The following is a 25,219-nucleotide window of genomic DNA, read 5'->3' on the forward strand; positions in this document are numbered from 1 at the left end:
AGCCTTATTTTGTTATAATTTATCAAACAATTTTGCGGAGGATATAGTGCTAAATGTCATAAGGGCGCTATTTTTTAGAGAGCTAAAAACTAGATTTGGCAAAAATAGGCATCTAGGTTACTTCTGGGTAGTTGGTGAGCCACTGATGCAAATCCTTGTGATCACTACTTTAGTAACCTTGATCCGTGAGTATATTACGAATTTATCTGTGCCTGGTGGGACGCCTATTTTTATGTTTTTGGCTTGTGGGATAATTCCGTTTTTTATGTTTAGAAATATCGTTACGCAGCTTATGGGTGGGATAGCTGGGAATTTAACTCTGTTTTTTTATAAGCCGGTTAGACCAATTCATGTATTTTTAGCTAGAACTTTGCTTGAGTTTTATATGTACTCTTTGATATTTTTTTGTGTGATGGTTTTAGCAGGATGGATAATGGGCTATGATGTGGTGCCTAGGGATTTTTTGGCTATGACTTTTAGCTTTTGTCTGATGGTACTATCTGGATTTAGCCTTGGTGTGATATTTGCGATTATTACGCATTTTATGGAGCCACTTAAGATTGTTTTGACATATTTTACAACTGGTTTGTATATACTATCTTGCGTGATTTTCCCTATTTGGATAATTCCATCTAATATATTAAAATATATGCTTTATAACCCTATGCTTCATATTTGCGAGAGTATAAAATATTATTATTTTGATGGATATCCGCTAGCTGATGGTGTGAATTTGGCTTATCCATTGGTTTTTAATATAGTGCTATTATTCATAGGATTTTGGTTTTACTATTATAAAAGAAGAGAACTTGTAGCGAGCAGACCATGATAAAATTAGACAATTTGACCAAATTTTACCCACTAAGCAATGGTGATAAGCACTTTGTCTTTCGTGAATTTACCTTCACATTTCCTGATGATTGTAGTATTGGCCTAATCGGTAGAAATGGCGCTGGTAAATCCACTCTTATGCGACTTTTGAGCGGAGCTGATATTCCAAATGCCGGTAGAGTCATCACGGATAAGAAAATCTCATGGCCTGTTGGCCTAGCTGGTGGATTCCAACACGCACTTTCAGCTAGGGATAATGTGAAGTTTGTAGCTAGAGTTTATGGATATAGGGGCGAGGCCTTAGAAGAGAAGGTGCGTTATATTGAGGAATTTGCCGAGATTGGTAAATACTTTGATGAACCGATGAATACCTACTCTTCTGGTATGAGATCTAGAATTGGATTTGGGCTTAGTATGGCTTTTGACTTTGATTATTATTTGATAGATGAGGCTGGGGCTGTGGGCGATGCGAAATTTAAACAAAAAAGCGACGCTATTTATAAAGAAAAATTAAGCAATTCTAAAGTAATAATGGTCTCTCACAATATGAGCGAGATAGAGCAGTGGTGCGATAAGGTGATATTGGTCAATTATGGTACGGCGACAGTTTATGACGATGTCAAAGAGGGAATTGAAATGTATAAAAGGATATGCAGTTGAATAAAAGAGCTATGATTTTAAGATCTATTAAGGATCTAAAACAACACAAAGAGCGTCTAAATAGACTTGATAGTTTTAAAACTGTTATTTGTATAATGATTGTGGTGATATTTTATTATACCTTTATCGCTGCTGATAGATATGTTAGTAATGTCTCTCTAAGCGTTAAATCCACAGATGGTAGCTCACCAATATCTTTAAGCGGAATAGAGAGTTTAGTAGGGGTAGCATCTAGCTCAACTGAAGATATCAAGCTTTTACAAGAGTATATAAAATCCTTTGATATGCTCCAAAAACTTGATGAAAAGATAAATTTAAGATCGCTTTATGAAAAGCAAAAAATAGATCTATTTTTCCGTATCTACCCATCAACTAGCAAAGAGAGTTATCTAAAATATTATAGAGATAGAATTCATATATTATTTGATGATGCAACAGGGCTTTTAAATGTCGCTGTAGAGAGCTTTAGCCCTGAAGATGCTCGCAATATCTCGGCCGCTATTTTAGAAGAGTGTGAGAGATTTATAAATGAAATTTCGCACAATATCGCTAGAGAGCAGCTAAGGTTTGCCCAAGGTGAGCTAGAGAGTGCTAAACAAAAATATAAAGATGCCAAAAATGAGCTTTTGGCTTTTCAAAATGAGTATGGGGTATTTGACCCTCAAAGCCTAGCTAAAACCAAGGCTGGATTTATCACCGAAATAGAGCTTCAAATATCCAAAAAAGAGACCGAATTAAACACTATGAGAAGTTATCTCAATGACAATGCGCCTGAAATTGTAGCGTTAAAAGCCGAATTAAGAGCGCATAAAGAGCAGTTAGAAAAAGAAAGACGCAAGGTAGCATCCAATGCTTCTCAAGATAAATTAAATGATGTTGTAGCGCAATTTGAGGCTTTGTATCTGAATTTAAGCTTTGCTGAGGATGTATATAAGACAGCTATCACAGCTGTTGAAACAACTAGAATTGAGATCGGTAGAAAGGCTAAGCAAGTAGTAGTGATCCAAAGCCCATATGTACCAGATAGCGCTGCATATCCAAATAAAATGTATAATATCATCACAATTTTTGTGATTTTGACGCTGATATTTGGGGTTGTAAGGCTAGTTCGTGCTATCATCGATGAGCATAGATATTAATCTATGAAAAAACCATATAAAAATGGAATTTTATTAGCAGCGACTAGTAACTCCGCCTTTGCTATCGGGACAATGGTGGCAAATATCGCTGAGGTAATGGGCGGTGAAGTTGATATATTTTATATCGTTCATGATGGATTTACTCAAAGTGAGCTAGAAGCGTTTGCTAGGGTTGCTGGTGGGGCGAAGGTTAAATTTATTAGCTTTACCAAGGATGATTTTGCTAAGAGATTAAAGCCACACACAAATAACCAAAATATCTTAAATTCGCCCTTTTTCTCTCGCTGGACACATATGGCTTATGGAATGTTTGAGCCACTTTTGTTGCTTGATGAGTGTGAGTGTATAGTATATCTTGATTTTGATATTTTATTACTTAAAGGAGTTGGTGAGCTATTTAAATTGAAGGGTTATCACTTTAGCGCTCATAGGGGCAAGAGCCTTTTAAATCCAACACTTAGGGATTATAATGGCGAATTTAAAGATTGTAGAGTTTATAGGAGTGGGATTGTGGCCTACTATGATACAATCCCAAACCCAAAAGAGTGCTATAATCAAATTTACAATTACAGCGCAAAATATGGAGCCAATGACCAAGGCGTGCTTAGCTTATTAATCTTAGATAATAAATTTAAAGTCAAAAATCTAGGCTATGAATACACTAGTAGCACATTTTGGCGTAAAAGCATAGGAGCATCGATAATCCACGCTTGGGGGCGAGATGGGCGGTTTTGGAATAATGAGCTAGTTTATCAATTTTGGGGCGAAATTTGGGATAAATACTACCAAAAATGGCTAAAATGCGGTGGCAGCGAGTATAAAGGTGGCTTCATTTGTAAAGCCAATTACGCCATAGAGAGAATAAGATATCACCTAGCTTACAAACTTGGTTATGCGATGATAGAAAATCACACAACTATATTTGGCAAGATTAAATTGCCTTTTATTTTATTAGCTATCGCTTTAAAGCATAGACGCCAAAAGATAGAGTATCGCAAAATCATACAAACCAAACCAAATTTAAAAGTCCCACCAATAGAGCATTACGAAGATTACAGATCCGCTCTAGCTGAAAAACAAAGCGCACCATACAGACTAGGCCAAGCCCTTATCAAAGCCACCAAAACTTGGTATAAAGGCGGATTAATAAAATTATATTTTGAGATAAATGAGATAAAAAGGGATAAAAAGAGATAAATTATCAAATTTAAGGCTAAATTTGATAATTATAAAATGGCGGATTAATAAATTTCAATCTTTAAATTTATTTATCTTTTAATTATCTCTTTTGTGGTGGCTATGTTTTTGCTTAAATAGCTACCCACTCCTTTTATACACTCTTTTTGGATAGCTTTTATAAAACTCTCCATAAAATCAAAATCTATTTCGCCACTAGCGGTTATGGGTAGTTTTATTTGAATATTTTTTGCTACACTCCAATGTCTAGCATAGCCTAAATTTGGAATTCCTTTTTGCCAAACAGCAATAATAAATAAAATAAATTTTATGTTGAAAAATTTAGGCTCTAAAACTTTTACATTATCAGCCACACAAAAATCATTTTTTACTATATTAAAAGCTTTTGTGTGGTCTCCAAAAATTACAAAAAATGGTTTTTCATTGCTGATTGTAAAGGCTGGAATTTCATTACAATATCCACAAATACCACCATTTTGACTTTCTGCTGAATAAATAGGGAATTTCCCATTTTCTACGCTATCTTTTTTGCTTAATTTTTGTGAAGTAGTTTTAATATCAAACAAATCCCCAATTCTAAACTCTTGCCAAATTCTAGAATTCCAAGTATTTAAAGCGCTCTTTTCATCAGGGTTTAAAGTAGTATCACTTAGACCAGAGGCTTTTAGATAGGCTTCTAGCTCACGCACACGCTCCGCTTCTAGCTCACGCACACGCTCCGCTTCTAGCTCCGCTATAAAGCTCTCCATAAAATCAAAATCTATTTCGCCACTAGCGGTTATGGGTAGTTTGATTTTATGATTTTTTATATCATCTAGTTTATAACCGCCTTGTTGTCCATCATACATAGAAACAAAACGCCAAATATTTGTCATTAAAAAAATGGCGATTTTTTCAGACCATTTTATAAAAATAGGCTTTGGCGTTAATTTATTAATATTTTGTGAGCAATAATAAGGCTCTTTTTGATATTTGACATATTTGTAATTGCCTATAACGGTCGCTGTGATAGTAAATGGCGCATTTGGCTCAAATTTTTGCTTTTTAATTTTGCCTTGGATGCCGTTGTTTTCAAAGGTTCTGCCGACGAAGTTTATTCCATGTTCTACAAAATCCACCGCATTGCTATCTAGAGATTTTGTTCCTACAATATCAAACAAATCCCCGATTCTAAACTCACTCCACTTTATTTTTTCTAGCTCTTTGCTAAAGTAAATCCTTTTGGTTTAAATTTTGTGTTGTTTCATTTTTTATGATTTGAGCTACTTCCCAAGCTAGATAGTCGCTTACGCATTTTTTAAAGTCGTTTAAAGTAGGCGTTGTATCAATAGGCGCACATTTGTTCCAGTCAGAGCCACTATTTGGGTCTATTGTCTCTTCGTGGTATTCTTTGTCTGTAAAAATATTTAGCTTAGATTTGCCAAAGCGCACGAGATTTACTAATTCATCATATCTAGCTTTTGCATCGCCTGTATCACGAAGATTTAGACTAGCTTTTGCCTTTTTGCGATTTGCTCTAGTGTAGCCATCATTTGAAAAATCTATAAATTTAACCATCTCATCTTTATTGTGCTTTTCACCTATGCGAAATACATAAATGTAGGTTTGGACGCTTGATTTGCCGATGAAAAGGTCTATAGGCATTTTTATACTTGCTATTAGTGTGTTTTGCTCTAAGATTTTTTTATTATATTCGCTTGCTTTGCCAGAGCCGGCTGAGCCTTGTATGATTATAGCGGCGTAGCCTTTTTTCATCATTTTTAGGGCTTTTTGGACAAAAACCATACCGCAGCCAGCAGCTGAGTAAGGGGGATTTAGGATAAAGGCAGTGGCGGGGAATTCTACTCCATCATTTTCACCAAAGCCGTAATTTCCGCTAAAATCAGTTAAACTATCTTTATTTAAGATATTTGAGCTACCATCGCCCATTAAAATCATATTTAAAATTGCTAACATATAAACGCTAGGCAAAATTTCAAGCCCTAGAAGTTGCTTTGCTTTGATATTAGCGATTTTTATTCTTAGCTCATCTGATGATTTTATCTCATTTTTGGCATCTTTTATCATCTCATTCATAGCAGCGACCAAAAGCCCCGCCGAGCCAGTAGCGAAGTCCCAAACGAAGCTATCTTTATTTACTCTAGCGAGTTTAGCTAAAAGTGTAGCTACATAAGATGGCGTTAGCACGACATCATTTAGCTTATCTTGACTAAATCCTAGCCAAGAATACATTTCATTAAAGAGCTTGCCAGTAAAATCTGTGCTTAAATCAGTTTTATAATAAATCCCAAGGTCATCTACAATCTTGCTAAAAACTCTTTTTAGTTGGGTTTCGCCATTTATCACTCTATTTAAATTTTCACTTAAAATGGTATTTTCTAGTGTGCGAGTGATGAGGGTTTTTTGTCATCTGGGATAGCTTTTTTGTTTAAAAACGCCTTTACTTTTCGCATTAAGATATCGCCATCTCTATTACCATCTTCATTTAGGCTTTTTAGCTCGGCTTTTTCTAGTGGCTTTACAGCGTTTGGAATTCCAATTGTAGCGATGATAGAAGCCGTTACTAGATAGACTCTATCATTTTCTCCAAGTCCGCTTTCGTTTTTGTAAATATCATTATTTAGTTTTGTTAAGCTTGTGGCTATTTCTAGGTCTAATTTTTCTTTGATTTGTGCTTTTTCTTCATCGCTTAGGCTTAGCTCTTTTACTTTGTCTATAAAATCATTAAAATTTTCTTTTTTTAAAAATGAAAAATCGCTAAATTTGCCTACTTCTTGACCTATACCAAAATTGCTTTTTGAGACGAGATAAACGGCGATTTCGTGCTTTAAAGCACCAAAATCATCTTTATAGCCACTCATTCCAATTGAAATAATATCTTCGTAATTTGTATAGTGTAAAATCGCATTTGCGTAATGGACTGCGCCATTTAGCGCATAAGAGTTGATATTTTTAAAATCAGGTTCGTTTTTATCAGTTTTATTTGCTACTTGATTTTTATCATCTAATTTTATTAATTTATCTTTATAACCTTTATACTCTATAAGGATAGGATATACCACACCCCACTTATCTTCTAATAAGAGTTTAGCATCAGGGCGATTGCCACCTTGTCCGCCATTTTTTGAGTAATATTCATTTAATGCGTTGTCAATTTGGCTATTGCCAGTTGATTCTTGTTCTAGTTTGTAGTCTAGTCCATATGATTTTAGCCAACCATTTGCTAAGTCTGCGATTTGTGGTTCTACTGATTGAAGTTTTGCCATTTATACTCCTTTAATGCTTTTAAGAATGGATTATAACTAAATTTAAAAATAATTAATCTAATAATTGAAATTTAATTTTGATTTTAAGCTTTAATTTAGCCAGAATGTGGCGGTTTTGGGCTTGATGAGGCGTATGGTATTGATTGGGATAGTGTTGTTTTAGTGGTGAGAAAATAGAGATGAGCCAAAGTGGGTATTGTAAATTTGGCAATACCCACATAAAACTTTAATAAAACAAGCTATTTACGCTCTCATCGTGATATACTCTGCGGATCACTTCGCCAAATAGTGGCGCTGTGGTTAAGACCTTGATATATGGGCTTTGCTCTTTGAGTGGGATAGTATCAGTCGTGACTAGCTCATCTAAGACTCCGCTATTTATCCTATCATACGCAGGCCCGCTTAAAACCGGATGAGTACAAAAGGCCATTACGCTTGTGGCGCCATTTTTCTTAAATACTTCAGCGGCTTTGACTATTGTGCCTGCTGTATCGATCATATCATCGATTAGGATTACATCCTTGCCATTTACATCGCCTATTATATTCATAACTTCGCTTTCATTGGCCTTTTCACGGCGTTTATCTACAATTACCATATCCAAATCCAAACTCTTAGCCAAGGTTCTAGCACGAGCTACGCCGCCTACATCAGGACTAGCGACTATAGGATTTTTAAGATTTTTATTTTTTACATAGTCTAAAAATACGATTGTACCATATAGATTATCAACAGGAATATCGAAAAAGCCTTGAATTTGCCCAGCGTGAAGATCCATAGTAACTACTCTATCTATGCCAGCAGTTTGCATCATATTGGCTACTAATTTTGCTGTTATCGGCACTCTTGGGGCGGCTTTTCTATCTTGTCTAGCATAGCCAAAGTATGGCACAACTGCGGTTATAGAGCTAGCGCTTGAGCGTTTTAGAGCATCAGTTAGGATCAAAAGCTCCATTAAATTTATATTAGCTGGTGCACAGGTTGGTTGAATGATAAATACATCTTTGCCACGCACGCTTTCGCCGATTTGAACGCTAATTTCGCCATCGCTAAATCTTTTGATACTTGCTTCACTTAGGGGAATTCCTAAATATTTGGCTACCATTTTAGAAAATTCTACATTTGCTGTCCCAGAAAAAATCTTATATCCACGCATTTTTATCCCTTAAAATAGTTAAAAAACTTAATTCTATCCTAACTTTGCTTAAAAATTTAAGCGATTATCGCAAAATAAATTTAAGTTTATGAGCCTTATATAAGCAAATTTATTATAAAATCTTAGAAAAATTTAGGTTTGATATGGGAAATTTTATCTGTTTGCATTGTAAGGGTGAGTTTGATCAACGAGCGGCGATCACTGATGAAAGTGGCAATGAGTTTTGCTGTAATGGATGTATGAGCGTTTATAATTTTTTAAATTCGCATAATTTAGGCGAATTTTATGATAAATTAGGCAATCAAAAGCACTTCAAAGCACCAAATTTAATCCAAATAGATAGCGAAGCATTTTATAAAAATTATGTCAAAAATAGCGATGGATTTAGCGAAATTTATCTTATTATCGATGGAATTCACTGCTCAGCTTGTGTGTGGCTCAATGAAAAGGTGCTAATCTCAAGCGATGGGATTATCGAAGTTAGCTTAAATTCGGCCACTCATAAAGCCTATATAAAATGGGACGATAGTATAATAAAATTAGATGAGATCCTACGCAAAATCAACTCCATAGGCTACACGCCAATCCCATATGATCCTAAAAAAGCAGATTTAAGAGCGAGTCAAAAACGGCGAGAATTTTACTCTAAGATGCTTGTTGGGCTATTTTGTACTATGAATATTATGTGGGTGGCGGTGGCTTTGTATGGTGGGTACTTTAGCGGAATGAGCGATGATATCAAAGATATTTTACATTTTGCTGAGTTTGTTTTGGCCTCTCCTGTGCTGTTTTATACAGGAAGTGAGTTTTACAAAGGGGCGTATCTTGCCATTAAAAATCGCCAAGCTAATATGGATTTAAGCATTTGTGCGGGAGCTAATATAGCCTATTTTTACTCAGTTTATGCTATGCTTAGTAGAAGTGGCGAAGTATATTTTGACTCTGTGGCTATGATAATTACATTTGTATTTATAGGTAAATTTCTTGAAGTAATTAGCAAGAAAAAGTCAATCGATACCCTAGACTCTCTTGGGGCGCTTTTGGTAAATCAAATTTATGTAAAACGAGATGGGAAATTCGAGTTAAAAGATGTAAATGATATAAAACCTGGCGAGATAATCAAAGTCCGAAGTGGTGAGCGAGTGATGATAGATGGGGTCGTGGTTAGTGGGGCTGGGAGCTTTGATCTATCTAGTATTAATGGCGAGAGTTTGCCAGTGGTTATAAGCGAGGGTCAAAAGATTATAAGCGGAGCTGTGTGCGTAGATGGGAGCGTGGAGTATAGGGCTAGTGAGCTATTTAAAAGCTCTATTCTTAGTAAGATAATTGATTTATTACATAATGCGAGCTTTAAAAAGCCAAAAATCGAAATTCTAGCTAATCAAATTTCAGCTAAATTTTCGCTAACTATCTTGATTTTGGGGCTTATGACCTTTGGGTTTTGGCTTTTTGATAGTGGGGAGATTAGCACGGCGATAATTATAGCTGTGAGTGTGATTATAATAGCTTGTCCGTGTGCTTTAAGCCTTGCTACGCCTGTGGCTACTCTTATAGCCTTAGGTAGTGCGATGCGTGGTGGGATAATATTTAAAGAAGCTAAGGTGATTGAGAGCTTGGCTAAGTGTAGTTGTGTGGTATTTGACAAAACTGGCACACTATCAAAATCCAAGCTTAAAGTGATTAAAGCGACAAAATTTAAAGAGTATAATCAAGATTTATTATACTCTTTAGCCCTTTCTTCTACTCATCCTGTGAGTGTGGCTATAAGGGATTTTATCATTGCTAAAGAGCTTAATTTAAGTGATATAACTAACCATAATGGCTTAGGTATGAGTGCGAAATATGGGGATTTGGATATTTATGGCGGTAGTGCGAAGTTTATGGCGCAAATGGGATTTGGGGAATTTGAAGCGAGTGGGCTAGGGTATTATTTTGCTGTGGGAAAAGAAGTTGTGGCGAAATTTGAGCTTGAAGATGAGCTAAGAGATGAGTCAAAAGCCGTTATAAATAGCTTAAAAAAAGATGGATATAAGGTAGTAATGCTAACAGGCGATAACGCTAGTGTGGCTACAAAGATTGCAAATAGGCTAAATATAGATGAATTTTACGCTAGTCAAGACCCGATCCAAAAAGCTCAAATAATCAAAGATTTAAATTCCAAATCCCCAGTGGTGATGATAGGTGATGGAGTTAATGATATAGTGGCATTAAGCACAGCTAGTGTGGGGATCTGTATGGGAAGTGGAGCGCAAATTAGTATAGAAAAGAGCGATGTAGTTTTACTAGATGATAATTTAAATTCGCTTTTAAGGGCTTTGAAGCTATCTAAGCTAACTTTTAGGACTATTAAAGAGAATTTGATTTTTACCTTGATTTATAACGCTCTTACAATTCCGCTTGCTATGATGGGCTATATAATACCGCTATTTGCGGCAATCTCTATGTCTTTAAGCTCTATAATTGTGGTTTTAAACTCAACTAAAATAAGATTAAAAGGATAAAAATGGGCGCTGTGATAGCTATAATGCTTGGGATCTCTACTTTGCTTGGTGCGTTGGCACTTTTGGGGCTTTTGTGGGGAGTGAAAACTAAGCAGTTTGATGACTATTCTAAATTTTTAGATGGGACAAAATTTGATAGTGAAGATGCGTTAAATGATGCTGTAAATTTAGAAAATCGTAAAAAAGAGCTTATGAAAAATAAGAGTTATAGACCGCCAGATTAAAATTAGGAAAAAGATATTTAAAAGAACTAGCTAGGATAAACCTAGCTAGATAGAGTTATTTAAGAGTTGAAATATAGTTGCTTACAGCTTCCATATCAGCATCGCTTAAAGTAGCCATTTGGCCTTTCATGATAGCGCCCATGCCGATTTTGCCTTTACCATCATTTAGAGTGCCAGCTTTATAAGCTTTCATATCAGCTAATCTTTGAGCTGGATCTGTATCAACTAGAGCTGGAACTTTATTTAGATATTTTTTTTCAGCTTTAGCACCATGACAAACTGCACATTTTTTGTAAATGTCAGCACCATCAGCAGCGAATGCACCAACACAGGCTAATGCAACTAATAAAACTATTTTTTTCATTTTATATCCTTTTTTGGGAGATTTTATAAGAGTATTATAGTGGCAATATTCTGAAATTTAGATTAAAAATTAAAATTAAATTTTTAATTTAGGGATATAAATTATCAAATAAATTTATCTATATTAAGTGAATTTAAACTAAAATATAGATAAAATCCACTTTATGAAAAAGATTAAAGCACTATTTTTAGATCGTGATGGGGTGATAAATAAAGACCCCGGTTATGTGTATCGTATAGAAGATTTTGAGTTTATGCCTGGGATTTTTGTGGCTTTAAGGGGTTTTATAGAGCTTGGATTTGAGATTTTTGTCGTAACAAATCAATCTGGCATAGGCCGTAAATACTACACTCAAGCTGATTTTGATAAACTTAGTGAGTATATGATAAATGAGTTTAAAGCCAAAGGTGTGAATATCAAAAAAATTTACTATTGTCCGCATGCGCCTGATGATAATTGCGAGTGTAGAAAGCCGAAGTCTGGTATGTTTTTAAAGGCTTTGAGCGAATTTAATATAGATATGAAAAGCTCAATTATGATAGGTGATAAGCAAAGTGATATTGACGCAGCTAGTGGCGCTGGAGTTGGCAAGGGCTTTTTGCTTGATGGGGATAAATTTAGTAGCGTGATGGATGTTTTGGAGTATATAAAGGGGTTAAGATGAGAGTATTGATAACTGGTGGAGCAGGATTTATAGGGTCGAATTTGGCTAAGCATTTTATGGGTGAAAATGAAGTTTTGGTGGTGGATAAATTCCGCTCTAATGAGACTTTTAGCAATGGAAATTTAAAAAGCTTTGGCCATTATAAAAATTTAATTGGCTTTAGAGGCGATATATATTGTGGTGATATCTGCGATATTGATACGATCAAAAAAATGCGTGATTTTGCGCCAGATGTGATATATCACGAGGCTGCTATCTCTGATACTACGGTGGCTGAACAAGATGAGATTATGAGAGTGAATTTAAACTCATTTAAAGATATTTTAGATATCGCATACCAAAATGGCTCTAAAGTGGTCTATGCTAGTAGCGGTGCTACATATGGGGACGCTCCAAGCCCACAAAGTGTAGGTGTAGGTGAAAATCCGGCTAATGTCTATGGGTTTAGCAAGCTTATGATGGATGAGATGGGGCGAGAGTATCACGCTAAAACGGGACTTCATATAGTTGGGCTTAGGTATTTTAATGTATATGGTGATGGGGAATTTTATAAAAACAAAACCGCATCTATGGTATTGCAATTTGGATTACAAATTCTAAGTGGCAATGCCCCAAGGTTATTTGAAGGAAGTGATAAGATAAAAAGGGATTTTGTTTATATAAAAGATATAATTTTAGCCAATGAATTAGCGATAAATGGCGATAGCGGAGTCTATAATGTCGGCACGGGCAATGCTAGAAGCTTTCAAGATATCGCTGATATCTTACAGCGAGAAATCGGCGTAAGCTTAGGCAATGAATATATCAAAAATCCATTTGCATCACAATATCAATACTTCACTCAAGCTGATATATCGCCTACAAAAATTGGCTTAAAATATGAGCCAAAATATAGCCTTGAAGATGGGATAAGAGAGTATTTGCCAGCGATAAAGCGAATTTATAATAGCGAGTTTAGAAAATGAGTAGAGTGTTGGTAGTTGGGGATTTGATGATTGACCACTATATATGGGGGAGTTGTGATCGCATAAGCCCAGAAGCCCCAGTTCAAGTAGTAAATATCAAAAACGAAACCAAAAGATTAGGCGGTTGTGGGAATGTAGTTTCGAATTTGATCGCTCTTGGGGCTGAAGTTGGCGTAATAAGCGTAGTTGGCGATGATGAGTTAGGTGGTGAAATTTTAAAGCTTTTAAAAGATCGTGGCGCAAAAGCTGAGCTAGTGATCGCACAAAAAGGACGCAAATCTAGCCAAAAAAGCCGTGTAATGGTAACTCATCAACAGGTTCTTAGGCTAGATACAGAGAGCACTAGCGATATTGATTGCGCTGATGAGATAGTGGGTAAATTCCAAGGCATTTTGAATAGTTATGATATTGTTTTGTTAAGTGATTATGGTAAGGGAGTTTTGAGTGATTATCTAACAAAACAGATAATCTCAATTACCAAAAACAGCGCCAAAATGGTCTTAGTAGATCCTAAAGGGAAAGATTATAGTAAATACAAGGGCGCAACACTTCTAACGCCGAATAAAAAAGAGGCAAGCGAGGCTTTGGGGTTTGTGATTGATAGTGATGAGAAACTGGAATTAGCTCTAAAAACTATGAAGATGAATTACGAGCTTGAGTATTCTTTGATCACTTTAAGTGAAGATGGGATAGGGCTTTTGGCTCAAAAGATGGTTAAATTCCCAGCTTTAGCAAAAGAGGTTTTTGATGTTACGGGTGCGGGGGATAGTGTCTTGGCTACTTTGGGGTATTGCCTAGCTAGTAAGATGAGTATCGAAGATGCTATAGATAATGCGAATTTAGCCGCAGCCGTTGTGGTAGGAAAGGTAGGAAGTGCGGACGCTAGTTGGGGAGAGATAGAGAGCTTAAAGAGCAAAAAGATAGGTTTTGAGCGAAAATTAGTAAAACTTGATGAGCTTTTGAAAGTTGATAGAAGCGGCAAGAGCTTGGTATTTACAAATGGGTGTTTTGATATTTTACATTTTGGGCATATTAGCTACTTACAAAAGGCTAAGATGCTTGGTGATATATTGGTCGTTGGGTTGAATTCAGATAGTTCAGTTAGGGGCTTAAAAGGTGATAGCAGACCGGTAAATACGCAGTTTGATAGGGCGGCTATGCTGTGCGCTATGGAATTTGTGGATTTTGTAGTGATATTTGATGATGATACGCCTTATGAGATGATTAAGGCTATTGGGCCTGATGTGCTAGTTAAGGGTGCTGATTATGAGGGCAAGGTGGTTGTAGGTAGCGAGTTTGCTAAAAGAGTTGAGTTGATTGAATTTGTAGAGGGCAAGAGCACTACAAATATAATAGAAAAAATAAGAAATTAAAGGGTGATTATGAGTATATTTAGTGATGAGTTAAGGTCGCATTTAGAGGTGGCGAATTCGGTTTTGTCTGTGGAAGAGCAAGTGATGAAGGTGGCAAATATCGTTATAGATACGCTTAAAAATGGTAATAAAATAATCATTTGTGGCAATGGCGGAAGTGCGGCCGATGCTCAACATTTTGCCGCTGAGCTTACAGGTAGATACAAAAGCGAGAGAGCCTCTCTAGGGGCTATAGCACTTAGTACCGATACATCTGCGATAACTGCTATTGGCAATGACTATGGATATGATATGATATTTTCAAGGCAACTTAGCGGAGTTGGTAGGGCTGGAGATCTATTAGTTGCGATTAGCACTAGTGGTAATAGTCAAAATGTCTTAAAAGCTATCCAAGTAGCTAAGGAAAATGGTATAAAAAGCGTTGGATTAAGTGGCAAGGGCGGTGGAGCGATGAATGATGCGTGTGATATAAATATCGTAGTTCCATCTAATGACACAGCTAGAATCCAAGAGATGCATATTTTGATAATTCATACGATTTGCGCAGCTGTGGATGGGGCGTTTAGTTAAGCTCATTAATTAAATTTAAAACCACATCAGGTTTTAGTGCCTTCATACACTCATGAGTGCCAAGAGGGCATACTCTTTTCATACAAGGCATACAATCCAAGTTTAGATGAGCTAGTCTAGCATTTGGGTTATTGTATGGGCTAGTGCGAGTAAAATTAGTCGGCCCAAATAGTGCTATGGTAGGAGTTTTGAAGGTTGCGGCTATATGCATGGGGCCACTATCATTAGTGATGAATAGATCAAGCCCAGCTATATAACTAGCTAGTTCGCTGATAGTTGTCTTGCCGCAGAGATTTTGGTGGGGGACGCTATTTGTAGATAGAATTTTGCTAATTTGATGGCAAATTTCACTTTCGCCGATCCCACCAAATATCACAATATCAAACTTACCACTCAATTCAGTCGCCACCTCGGCAAAGTAACTTGGATACCATCTTTTGGCACTTCCATAGGTAGCACCTGGATTTATACCTAGGGTTGGCTTTGGGTATTTAACCGGAGTAAAGTCAAGCTCTAATTTGTCAGTTAAAATATCTATATTTAGGGCTTTGGAGCTGAAATTTAAGTAGTCGATTACAAGATGATCTTTTGGATTTATTGTTTTATAGATGGCGCTTTTTGGAGCATCTATAAAAAACGCTAAAGCCTTAGAGGCAAGGTGGCTTCTAAAACTGATGAAAGCATCAAATTTCGGTAGGGATTTGGCGAATTTATATAGATAGAGTAGGCGGAATTTGGATTTTTTGGATCTGTCTATGATGATATTTCCGCTCTTTTCAAATAGAGCCGTTGAGGCGTGCGAACCAAAAAATGTAAAATCCACATCTTTGAAATTCGCTCTTATATTGGCTATTGCAGCGCTACTCATAACTCCATCGCCAAGCCAAGTTGGCAACTCAATGAATATTTTCACTAATTACCTTTGCTATCTCATTTATGCTTTTATCTGCTGTGAAATTTTTGGCTAGATTTATATTTTTAGTTGATATTTCAAGCATTAAATTATGATCATTAAGAAGATTATCGATATATTTAGCTGTTTCATCTATGGATTTTACGATAAACTCATCATCCAAAATCTCGCTAGCGCCGTTACTATCACTGCTAAAACATACGCAACCATAGCTCAAAGCTTCTAAAATTTGAGTGCTAAATGAGTTATAAAGCGAAGGCAGGGCAAATATATCAGCAGCCTCATAATAGCGATTTAGCGTTTTGGGGGTGGATTTGAAAATTGCTCTAATATTTGATTTATTGGCTAGTTTTTTATATTTTGCGATGGATTTATCGCTACTGATGATTATAGCATTAAATTTGCTTTGAATTTGGGCTAATAACTCTATGAATTTATCTATTCCATCTTTTTTTAGATCATTTGAGACAAATAGGATAATTGGCAATTCTATATCGATGCCAAGCTCTTTGCTTAATTCTAATTTGGCGCTACCTTTTTGAATTTGAGTTGGTAGGTTGATTCCTGGATATATGGTGGTGATTTTGCCTGGTTTTATATCGTAGATTGTCTCTAATTGATAGCGAGTTAAATTTGAGTTTGTTATGATTTTTATAGAGTTATTTATGCAGTTTTTTTCGACTATGGTATTTATGATTTTAAGCGGATTTAAAAACCAAAATTTATCTAATTTTTTATATATTTGCCAAACTCCATCAAAAGCCAAATATATATCAGCACTATCAAATCTATCTAAGCAGATATAGAAATTATCATTTTTTTGTTTTTTGGCTAGCTTGTTGATTTTAAGAAGTTTTGTAGCCTTGATATTATCGTAGTTCTTGCTACTAGCCTTAAAGCCTTTTGCGTTTAAAATGGCCTTTAATCGCTCTATAAATCTTTGGTTTTTGGTGGTGAAGTTAAACTCTAATATCTCTATATTTTTCATAATTTTATTTTAGCATAGCTAGGCTTATAAATTGGTTTATATTTCTAAATTTAGCTAATAAAGTGATTTTTGATCTCATTTATAATCCAGTTTATATCTAAGGAGTTTAGACAATCGCTAATTTGTGAGTCATTACAGCCCTCTTTGCCGCATGGGACGCATTTTAGAGTGCTTTGGATCACTGTGTGGCGACCCATTTTTTGAATTCCATTTTTGTTTTGATAATAGCTTTTAAACTTAGAGTTATCCCAAGGCCCCCACACGCCAGTATAGCTAGGCCCAAATAGCGCTATACAAGGGATATTATTTGCCGCAGCAATATGCATTATAGCAGTATCAACACCGATATAAAGATCTGATTGAGAGCTTAAAAACGCCACTTGATCTAAGGTTAAATTCCCCATAAATACAATTGGTTTTGATGCGCACAAAGATAAAATATGCCCCATTCTATCTATCTCATTTTGATTTTTATCACAGGTTAAAACCACTCTTTTATCTAGCTTAAGCTCACAAAAATCAATAATTTTAGCCATAATCTCATCGCTAAGGCATTTATAATTAAATCTAGCCATTGGATGAATATGTATGAAATTTGGCGGCAAATTTAAATCATAATTTTTAAAATACAAACTCACTTTTGTGCTTAAAATTTCTTTATTAAGGGCGGTTATAGCGGATAAATTTTGCATTACGATGTGGCCTGATGGATTAGAGATATTTGTGATAAATTTGTTTAAAATTTGGCTATTGCTTTTATGTGAGACTATGGTTTTAGCTCCGCAAAATTTAGCTAAAAATATCCCACGATCGCTCATTTCGGTATTTATCACGATATCGAATTTCTCTTTTCTTAATCTAAGGGCGTATTTGATCTCAAGCCAAAGTTTTTTAAATATATTTGATTTATTGATTGAATTTCGCTCATAGATATGGATTTTATCAATTTGCGGGTTATTTTCTATCACTGCTTGCGTGCCGCTATTTAGAGCAAAGTGTATAGAGGCATCTGGATAGTGGGCTTTGAGATTGGATATCAAAGGCGTAGTTAATAATACATCGCCGATAAATCTAAATTTAATAACTAATATCTTCATCTATATATCTCTGGGTAGAAGTGTTTAAATTTCTTATGCATCCAAAAATACTCATCTGGTTTTGAGATTATAATTTTTTGCGTAGCGTCGCTTTGGTATTGCGTGGCGAGCTGAATTTTATCCCCATTTAGGGCATTAATATCGATTGGATCATAAAAGATGATTAAATTTTTATCGCCATATCTTTGGATAAAAGCTGGGATTATCACCGCATTTAGTTTAGACGCAAAGATGCTAGCAGCGTGTGTGTGAGCTATTTTGTGAGAGAAAAACTCACACTCTAATCCATCTCTAATATCGATATTTTGATCGACTAAAATCCCTAGAAGGCGCCTTTTTTGTAGTGCTTTGATAATCATCTTGGCGCCACCGCTTTTAGGTATTACTTCTATATCGAATTTAGCTCTTTTTTGGCTTAAAATCTTATCCATTGAAGGGCTATCAAGATTTCTACCTACGATGCTAACAGCGCCAAATTTCGCCGCCATCGCAAGGCTAAAAAGCTCCCAATTGCCATAATGTGCGGTTGTGATGATGATGGGGCGGTCTTTGAATTTATCCAAAATTTCTTCATTTTTAAACTCCACTTTGGATAAAATCTGCTCTTTTGAGCTATTTTGATTACGCAAAAACTCCATACCAAAGTAGGCAAAGTTGCGATAAGTATCTAAAATAATCTTTTCTATATTATCAAATTTACACATTTTAAGGTTAATTCTCATTATATTTGTATGCTTCTTATCAAATTTATAAAACAGCCTAGCAAGTGCGTCTAAAAGCAGATTTTGAAACTTCATAGGCGTGTAGTTTGCGATAAATTTAAATATTTTATAAAGCAAAAAATATACAAAATCAATCATACAAATTCTCCAAATTCAAAATCTCCCTTGCTAAATTCGCCACGCTAATAGCCGGTATATCATTGATACAATAATCGCTCTTATCTATATTTTTAGCATCAATTTTCTTGCCTATATCGATGGTGCGATTAATGCGTGTTTGATAGCTATTTCTATGACTTGGTCGGTTGCCAAATAGCGTGATAGAGGCTCTATTTTGCGCCCAAGCTAGGTGAGTTATACCGCTATCATTGCCGATGACTAATCCAGTATCACAAAGCAAACTAACCACCATCTCTAAGCTCATAGGCTCTAAAACCTTAGCGTGGGTATTTTGGGCTATTAATTTTGCTTTTTGTAGCTCATTTTGGTTGCCAGAAATTATATTTATCTCATAATCTTTTAATAAATTTATAATATCTTTAAATTTATTATAACACTTGCTTGGCTCGCTAGCAAATGGCGCTATAAGGATAGTTTTAGATGGTTTTGGGCTTTTAGCTAGGATGAAACAAGCAGATTTGTGTCTAATCTCATCATCACTATACTTAAAACCCAAAGCCAAGCTAGCTAGACTTAGATTTCGCTTTATGATATTTTCATTATAATCAATCTTAAATTTGCTTTTATAAAATATCGAAGCTAGCGGTTCTTTAATGCTATTTTTATCAAATCCAGATATATTGTTGCCTAAAATTTTTGCTACAATTGCTGATTTTATAAGCCCTTGAAAATCAATGATGATATCAAATTTGCCCCTAAATTGCCTTAAAATTTTATAACTTTTATAAAATTTTTTATCTTTTAAAGGCAGGGTAGCTATATTGATACCGCTAATAAGCCTTAAAATTGAGCTAAATTTCTCATCAACAAACCAAGTAATATCCGCATTTTTATAATGCTTTTTAATGAATTGTATCACAATGCTAGTATGAATGATATCGCCAAGAGCAGATAATCTAATAATTGCTATTTTCAACTAATTTTCCAAAATTTTTTGCTATTATTTTATCTAAATTTGATTAAAAGTTGGTAATTATGAGCGGATATATCTGTGTTTTTGATTGCGAAACTATTCCAGATAGTGATTCTTTGAGAGTGGCGTATGGCTATGATGGCGATGATGAGAGCGTGGCTAAAATGGCTCTAAAAGCGCAAAAGGAGCAAAGTGGGAGTGAGTTTTTGCCTGTTTGTTTTCATAAGGTTGTTACGATTAGCGCTGTAATTGCTGATGAGTTTGGGCGATTTAAGAGAGTATCTACCATAGCAGGTAGTAGCGAAAAAGAGAAAATCTCTGAATTTATTAAATTTATAAATGAGCATAATCCAAGATTGATTAGTTATAATGGCAGGGGCTTTGATCTACCTATGCTAATGATAAGGGCAATGCGATATAATCTTGATGCTAGTGAGTATTTTAATACCAATGATAGAGCAAATGGCAAGGATAAGTGGTGTAATTATAGAAGTAGATATGATGGGATTTTTCACTTAGATTTGCTTGATCATATTAGTGATTTTAAGGCTGTGAGTGGGCTTAAGCTTGATCTACTTTGTTCTAGCTTGAATTTACCGGGCAAATATGATGTTTGTGGTGATGAGGTGATGAGCTTGTATTATAATAATAAACAAGATAAAATCGATGAGTATTGTGAGTCTGATGTGCTAAATACATATTGGCTGTTTTTAAAATATGAGCTACTTCGTGGGAAGTTAAATATAGATGATTATATTGATTATCTAAATTTAATGAGCGAGTATTTAAAGGATAAAAAACCAGATATGAGCTATACTCCAGTATTCTGTCAATATATACAAAATGAGTTTGATAGGATAAAAGTTGATTAGATTTTTAGTGCTATTTTGGCTATTTTGTGCTACCTCTTTTGGCGAGGTTATGCTACTTAAAGAGTATAAAGATGAGAATTTAACCGGCTGGGTAATGAGCGAAAAATACGATGGAGTTCGTGCTATTTGGGATGGCAAGGTCTTAAAAAGTCGTAGTGGTAAGATTATCAATGCCCCAACTAAGTTTATAAATGAGCTACCGGATTTTGCCCTTGATGGTGAGCTGTGGAGTGGGGTGGGGGAATTTGAGTTTATCGCCTCTACTGTTTTAGATGAAACGCCAGATGATAGAGCATGGGATAAAATCAAATATATGGTATTTGATCTGCCTAAATTTGATGGTAATTTGTATCAAAAAATGGATTATTTAAATAATTTTTTAAAGGCAAATCCAAGTGAATTTATAAGGGTTATTGAGCAGATTGAGATCAAAGACAATAATCACGCTTTTGCTTTTTTAGATGAGTTAGTAGCTAGTGGCGCAGAGGGCGTGGTGGTGCGTGACCCAAATGCCAAATATATTAGCGGTCGCAGCTCATCGATATTAAAGCTGAAAAAATGGCATGATAGCGAGTGTGAAATAGTCGCTATAAATGAAGGTAAAGGTAGATTAAAAAGGACAATGGGATCGCTAAATTGCGTGGATATATTTAGTAAAATAGAGTTTAAAATTGGCTCTGGATTTAGTGATGAAATGAGAGCAAATCCACCAAAGATAGGCACCATAATCACATATAAATTTCAAAATTTAACCAAAAATAATAAACCAAGATTTCCAATATTTCTAAGAATCAAAAGGAGCGAATGATGAGAAAATTAGCAATATTATGCTTAGTAGTAGCGGCGTTAAATGCGGTGATTTATTATGAGCCAAAGACCAAAGAGCAAAAAGAGGGTTACAAATATGGCCAAACAATGCGAATGCTAGGCTTTGAGAAATGGGAGTGTAATAAATTTAAAAATATCGATGAGGTTAAATTTGAGTGGTGCGAATATGGCTGGGTGGATAAAAGCGAGGAGATAGATGCTAGAAAGGATTATTGATAAGATTAAGCTAGTAAATTTCAAAGATTTTAATAGCTCTGAGATAGAGCTAGTTTATAAGTGGAGAAATGACCCTAAAATCGCTAAATATATGGTAAATAAGCATATTGATTTAAAGGAGCATTTGAGCTTTATAAAATCTCTAAAAAATAGTAGCGATAAAAGGTATTTTTTGGTTTATCAAAGCGGCGAGCCAATCGGCGTGGTTTCGTTTGTCAATATAAGTGAAATTTCGTGTGAATTTGGTATATATGCCAATCCAAATTTACGCCAAATGGGGGATATATTGATGAGTGTTATCATAGATTATGCTTTTGATATTTTAAAGGTTAGCAAGATCCTAGCTAAGGCTTATAAGGATAATTTAAAAGCTATTAATCTATATCAAAAATTTAAATTTGAAATATACGAAAATAGCGATTTGATGGTATATTTTTGCCGTAAAGCTAAATAAATTTAAGGAGTAAAAATGAATATTTTAATCACAGGTGGTGCTGGATACATAGGCTCACATGTTTTAAAGGCGCTTTTGGAGAAAAATAGCGATAAAATAACTGTAATTGATAATTTTTATAGTGGGTCTAGGGACGCCTTGGTAGCACTTGAGAGTGTGGGGAAATTTGAGTTTATCAAATGCGATTTAGCTGATACGGCTTTATTAGAAGAGATTTTTTCTACTCATAAATTTGATGCGATTATACATTTTGCGGCCTATATAGAGGTATTTGAAAGTATGCAAAATCCGCTAAAATATTATCTAAACAACACGGCCAACACGGCAAATTTAATCAATCTAGCATTGAAATTTGGGGTTAAAAAATTTATATTTAGCTCTACAGCTGCTACTTATGGCGAGCCAGAAAATGGCGTGGTATGCGAAAACAGCCCGCAAAATCCGATAAATCCATATGGTAATAGTAAGCTTATGAGCGAGCAAATCTTAAAAGACGCTGCGGCCGCTAATAGCGATTTTAAATTTGGAATTTTAAGATATTTTAATGTCGCTGGGGCCAGTTTGGATGGATTAATCGGTCAAAACTATCCAAACGCCACTCACCTAATCAAAGTCGCCACACAAACCATAACCGGCAAAAGAGCTAATATGAGTATTTTTGGTAGAGATTATGATACTAAAGATGGGACTTGTATTAGAGATTATATCCATATTGAGGATTTAGCCGATGCGCATTTGGCGGTGCTTGATTATCTTGATGATAATGATAGTGATATATTTAATGTAGGTTATGGGCATGGATTTAGCGTACTTGAGGTGATAAATATGGCTAAAAAAATTAGCGGAGTGGATTTTGAAGTTATGGATGCTCCAAGGAGATTGGGCGATCCGGCTATATTGATCGCTGATTCATCAAAATTAAGAAATCTCACTTCTTGGAAGCCTAAAAAAGATAGTTTAGAGACCATTATCTCTTCAGCACTTGAGTGGGAGAAAAAGATATTTTAAGGCTAAATTTAGCCCAAATAGACTTAAAGTTATAAACTTATTAATTAAATTTAGATAAAATATCGCCTAAAAATTTTTCACAAAGGAGCTACGATGGCACTACCAGAAGCAGAACACATATGGTATGATGGCAAATTAGTTAAATGGCATGAGGCTACAATTCATGTTTTGACTCACTCATTACATTATGGAAATGCCGTATTTGAAGGCGTTAGAGCCTATATGACACCAAAGGGATTAGCGATTTTATCTCTTGAAGCTCACACAAAAAGGCTATTTGAATCAGCTAAGGTTTGTGGGATTAAAATTCCATTTACTCAAGAAGAGATAAATCAAGCTCACGTAAATTTACTAAAAAGCAACACCTACACAGACAATGTCTATATCCGTCCAATTGTATTTTTAGGCTATGGCAAAATGGGCGTAAGCCACATTGGTTGCCCTACAAATGTAGCCATCGCAGCGTGGCAGTGGGGTGCGTATATGGGCGAAGAAGCGCTAGAAAAAGGGATAAAAGTCAAAATCTCATCTTGGATAAAGCCGGCTCCATTTTCTATGATGGCAAAGGCTAAAGCAAGCGCAAACTACTTTAATTCTCAAATGGCAAATTTCGAAGCACGCGAAGCTGGTTGCGATGAAGCTTTATTGCTTGATCCGCAAGGCTTTATCTCTGAAGGTAGTGGTGAGTGCTTTTTTATAGTCAAAGATGGCGTGATAATAACCCCACCAAATGATACAAGCTTAGAGAGTATCACACAAAAAAATGTAATCCAAGTAGTCAAAGATCTAGGATACACACTCCTACGCCAAAGAATCACAAGAGATGAAGCCTATAATGCTGATGAAGCGTTTTTTACTGGTACTGCAGCTGAAGTTACACCAATTAGTAGCATAGATGGCAGAATCATCGGCAATGGTAAAAGAGGCCCAATCTCAAAAGCCTTGCAAGAGGCATATTTTGATTTAGTAATGGGTAAAAATCCAAAATACGAAAATCTACTTACTTATATAAATTAAAAGGATGAGAATTGCCGGCAGATTTAAATGATTATTTCAACAAAAAAAATAGCAACTCAAATAGCGATGATAAAAAGCCAAATTTTAACTTCAAAAAGCCAAATGTACCAAATTTAAGCGGTGGTTTAGGCAAATTTAGTGGTATTATATATGCTTTGATAGCTATTATTGTGATTTTGGTAGTTGCTAAACCATTTGTGGTTATAAACTCCGGTGAAGTAGGCATCAAATCTACAGCCGGTAAATTTGACCCAAATCCACTCCAGCCAGGGTTTCACTTCTTTTTGCCTTTTATCCAAGAAGTTCGCACAGTTGATACCAAAGTCCGCCAAATCAACTACACTTCCACAGAAGGCAGAAACGAAGCAAATTTGAGAGGTAGCGGTATAGAGACCAAAGATACAATTTCAGTCCTTGACTCAAGGGGGCTTCCTGTTAGTATGGATATCACCGTCCAATACCGCCTAAATCCACAAAACGCACCGCAAACCATAGCCGCATGGGGCTTTAGTTGGGAGAATAAAATTATAGACCCAGTAGTGAGAAATGTAGTTAGAAATGTAACAGGTAAATACACAGCCGAAGAGCTACCAGAACGCAGAAACGATATCGCCGCAGCTATCGATATGGGAATTCGCTCTGATATCGACAAGCAACCAAATCAACCTGTAGAGTTAGCTAGCGTCCAACTAAGAGAGATAATATTGCCACCAAAGGTAAAAGAGCAGATAGAAAGGGTTCAAATAGCCAAACAAGAGGCCGAAAGAACCAAATACGAAGTTGAAAGAGCAAATCAAGAAGCACTCAAAAAAGCAGCCCTTGCCAAAGGTACTGCCGAAGCCGTTAAAATCGAAGCCCAAGGTAGAGCCGATGCTGTTAAAATCGAAGCCGATGCGCAAGCCTACTCAAATTCACAAATCGCAAGAAGCTTGACAAATAATCTTTTAGAACTCAAACAAATTGAGACTCAAAAAGGCTTTAACGAAGCTTTAAAAACCAATCAAGATGCGAAAATTTTCTTAACTCCTGGTGGCGCTGTCCCAAATATTTGGGTAGATACAAAAGACAAACAAAAGCAAATTTCAGCACAAAATTAAGGAT

Annotated in this window: 24 protein-coding genes and 1 pseudogene; 17 read left to right on the forward strand and 8 right to left on the reverse strand. The window is 35.6% G+C overall.

Annotation, left to right across the window (positions count from 1 at the left end):
- Positions 1-46: 46 nt before the first annotated feature.
- The 4 genes from kpsM to CLAN_RS00870 are packed head-to-tail and all read left to right on the forward strand — an operon-like array spanning position 47 to position 3,827.
- On the forward strand, positions 47-829 hold the full coding sequence (kpsM, locus tag CLAN_RS00855) for a capsule polysaccharide transporter KpsM (protein WP_100591033.1): 783 nt from the start codon (positions 47-49) through the stop codon (positions 827-829).
- Positions 826-1,491, forward strand: coding sequence for an ABC transporter ATP-binding protein (locus tag CLAN_RS00860; protein ID WP_100590356.1), 666 nt, complete (start codon positions 826-828; stop codon positions 1,489-1,491). Before kpsM ends, CLAN_RS00860 begins: the two co-directional genes overlap by 4 nt.
- A complete protein-coding gene (locus CLAN_RS00865; RefSeq protein WP_415270419.1) occupies positions 1,488-2,630 on the forward strand; it encodes a KpsE/RkpR family capsule polysaccharide export protein in 1,143 nt (380 codons plus the stop codon). The genes CLAN_RS00860 and CLAN_RS00865 overlap by 4 nt, the downstream gene beginning before the upstream one ends.
- A gap of 3 nt (positions 2,631-2,633) precedes the next feature.
- A complete protein-coding gene (locus CLAN_RS00870; protein WP_100590357.1) occupies positions 2,634-3,827 on the forward strand; it encodes a glycosyltransferase family protein in 1,194 nt (397 codons plus the stop codon).
- A gap of 71 nt (positions 3,828-3,898) precedes the next feature.
- Here CLAN_RS00870 and CLAN_RS08465 read toward each other — a convergent pair.
- Together CLAN_RS08465 and CLAN_RS00885 are read right to left on the reverse strand one after the other, a co-directional pair.
- A pseudogene (locus CLAN_RS08465) lies at positions 3,899-7,093 on the reverse strand (restriction endonuclease subunit S).
- A 226-nt stretch (positions 7,094-7,319) separates the two neighbouring features.
- Positions 7,320-8,249, reverse strand: a complete 930-nt coding sequence (locus CLAN_RS00885) for a ribose-phosphate pyrophosphokinase (RefSeq protein ID WP_096013890.1) — start codon at positions 8,247-8,249, stop codon at positions 7,320-7,322.
- 143 nt (positions 8,250-8,392) lie between these two features.
- Here CLAN_RS00885 and CLAN_RS00890 point away from each other — a divergent pair, with 143 nt between their 5' ends.
- Positions 8,393-10,750 (forward strand): heavy metal translocating P-type ATPase, encoded by a 2,358-nt coding sequence (locus tag CLAN_RS00890; RefSeq protein ID WP_100590359.1) that lies wholly within the window; start codon positions 8,393-8,395, stop codon positions 10,748-10,750.
- Between the two features lie 2 nt (positions 10,751-10,752).
- Positions 10,753-10,974: a cbb3-type cytochrome oxidase assembly protein CcoS gene (ccoS, locus tag CLAN_RS00895; RefSeq protein WP_096018699.1), complete on the forward strand. Its 222-nt coding sequence runs from the start codon at positions 10,753-10,755 to the stop codon at positions 10,972-10,974.
- Between the two features lie 55 nt (positions 10,975-11,029).
- Here the strand turns inward: ccoS and CLAN_RS00900 are convergent, their stop codons facing one another.
- Complete coding sequence (locus CLAN_RS00900; protein ID WP_096013893.1) at positions 11,030-11,338, reverse strand: c-type cytochrome; 309 nt, start codon at positions 11,336-11,338, stop codon at positions 11,030-11,032.
- Between the two features lie 163 nt (positions 11,339-11,501).
- Here CLAN_RS00900 and gmhB point away from each other — a divergent pair, with 163 nt between their 5' ends.
- The 4 genes from gmhB to gmhA are packed head-to-tail and all read left to right on the forward strand — an operon-like array spanning position 11,502 to position 14,910.
- Positions 11,502-12,002, forward strand: coding sequence for a D-glycero-beta-D-manno-heptose 1,7-bisphosphate 7-phosphatase (gene gmhB, locus CLAN_RS00905; protein ID WP_096013894.1), 501 nt, complete (start codon positions 11,502-11,504; stop codon positions 12,000-12,002).
- Positions 11,999-12,967 carry an ADP-glyceromanno-heptose 6-epimerase gene (rfaD, locus tag CLAN_RS00910; RefSeq protein ID WP_100590360.1) on the forward strand — a complete coding sequence of 323 codons (969 nt, stop codon included), beginning with the start codon at positions 11,999-12,001 and terminating at the stop codon, positions 12,965-12,967. Before gmhB ends, rfaD begins: the two co-directional genes overlap by 4 nt.
- A complete protein-coding gene (gene rfaE1 / locus CLAN_RS00915; protein WP_096013896.1) occupies positions 12,964-14,340 on the forward strand; it encodes a D-glycero-beta-D-manno-heptose-7-phosphate kinase in 1,377 nt (458 codons plus the stop codon). The genes rfaD and rfaE1 overlap by 4 nt, the downstream gene beginning before the upstream one ends.
- A 6-nt stretch (positions 14,341-14,346) precedes the next feature.
- Positions 14,347-14,910, forward strand: a complete 564-nt coding sequence (gene gmhA, locus CLAN_RS00920; RefSeq protein WP_415270423.1) for a D-sedoheptulose 7-phosphate isomerase — start codon at positions 14,347-14,349, stop codon at positions 14,908-14,910.
- Here gmhA and CLAN_RS00925 read toward each other — a convergent pair.
- The 5 genes from CLAN_RS00925 to waaC are packed head-to-tail and all read right to left on the reverse strand — an operon-like array spanning position 14,903 to position 19,726.
- Positions 14,903-15,823 (reverse strand): glycosyltransferase family 9 protein, encoded by a 921-nt coding sequence (locus tag CLAN_RS00925; RefSeq protein WP_100590362.1) that lies wholly within the window; start codon positions 15,821-15,823, stop codon positions 14,903-14,905. The genes gmhA and CLAN_RS00925 overlap by 8 nt on opposite strands.
- Positions 15,807-16,811, reverse strand: coding sequence for a glycosyltransferase family 4 protein (locus CLAN_RS00930; protein ID WP_100590363.1), 1,005 nt, complete (start codon positions 16,809-16,811; stop codon positions 15,807-15,809). Before CLAN_RS00930 ends, CLAN_RS00925 begins: the two co-directional genes overlap by 17 nt.
- Before the next feature lie 50 nt (positions 16,812-16,861).
- Positions 16,862-17,908: a glycosyltransferase family 9 protein gene (locus CLAN_RS00935; RefSeq protein WP_100590364.1), complete on the reverse strand. Its 1,047-nt coding sequence runs from the start codon at positions 17,906-17,908 to the stop codon at positions 16,862-16,864.
- Positions 17,905-18,768, reverse strand: a complete 864-nt coding sequence (locus CLAN_RS00940; protein WP_100590365.1) for a lipid A biosynthesis lauroyl acyltransferase — start codon at positions 18,766-18,768, stop codon at positions 17,905-17,907. Before CLAN_RS00940 ends, CLAN_RS00935 begins: the two co-directional genes overlap by 4 nt.
- Entirely contained in the window at positions 18,761-19,726 is a 966-nt protein-coding gene (waaC, locus tag CLAN_RS00945) for a lipopolysaccharide heptosyltransferase I (RefSeq protein ID WP_100590366.1), read from the reverse strand. Before waaC ends, CLAN_RS00940 begins: the two co-directional genes overlap by 8 nt.
- A gap of 59 nt (positions 19,727-19,785) precedes the next feature.
- Here waaC and CLAN_RS00950 point away from each other — a divergent pair, with 59 nt between their 5' ends.
- The 7 genes from CLAN_RS00950 (at position 19,786) to CLAN_RS00980 (ending at position 25,215) form a co-directional block, all read left to right on the forward strand.
- Complete coding sequence (locus CLAN_RS00950; RefSeq protein WP_172618491.1) at positions 19,786-20,595, forward strand: 3'-5' exonuclease; 810 nt, start codon at positions 19,786-19,788, stop codon at positions 20,593-20,595.
- Entirely contained in the window at positions 20,588-21,403 is an 816-nt protein-coding gene (locus CLAN_RS00955; RefSeq protein ID WP_232045845.1) for a DNA ligase, read from the forward strand. The genes CLAN_RS00950 and CLAN_RS00955 overlap by 8 nt, the downstream gene beginning before the upstream one ends.
- On the forward strand, positions 21,403-21,639 hold the full coding sequence (locus CLAN_RS00960; protein WP_096013903.1) for a hypothetical protein: 237 nt from the start codon (positions 21,403-21,405) through the stop codon (positions 21,637-21,639). Before CLAN_RS00955 ends, CLAN_RS00960 begins: the two co-directional genes overlap by 1 nt.
- Entirely contained in the window at positions 21,620-22,093 is a 474-nt protein-coding gene (gene pseH / locus CLAN_RS00965) for a UDP-4-amino-4,6-dideoxy-N-acetyl-beta-L-altrosamine N-acetyltransferase (RefSeq protein ID WP_096023810.1), read from the forward strand. The genes CLAN_RS00960 and pseH overlap by 20 nt, the downstream gene beginning before the upstream one ends.
- A gap of 15 nt (positions 22,094-22,108) precedes the next feature.
- Entirely contained in the window at positions 22,109-23,101 is a 993-nt protein-coding gene (galE, locus tag CLAN_RS00970) for a UDP-glucose 4-epimerase GalE (protein ID WP_096025813.1), read from the forward strand.
- A 93-nt stretch (positions 23,102-23,194) separates the two neighbouring features.
- Entirely contained in the window at positions 23,195-24,118 is a 924-nt protein-coding gene (locus CLAN_RS00975; RefSeq protein WP_100590367.1) for a branched-chain amino acid transaminase, read from the forward strand.
- Between the two features lie 11 nt (positions 24,119-24,129).
- Positions 24,130-25,215 (forward strand): SPFH domain-containing protein, encoded by a 1,086-nt coding sequence (locus CLAN_RS00980; protein ID WP_096016677.1) that lies wholly within the window; start codon positions 24,130-24,132, stop codon positions 25,213-25,215.
- Positions 25,216-25,219 lie beyond the last annotated feature (4 nt).

This window comes from Campylobacter lanienae NCTC 13004, assembly GCF_002139935.1.
Classification (GTDB): domain Bacteria; phylum Campylobacterota; class Campylobacteria; order Campylobacterales; family Campylobacteraceae; genus Campylobacter; species Campylobacter lanienae.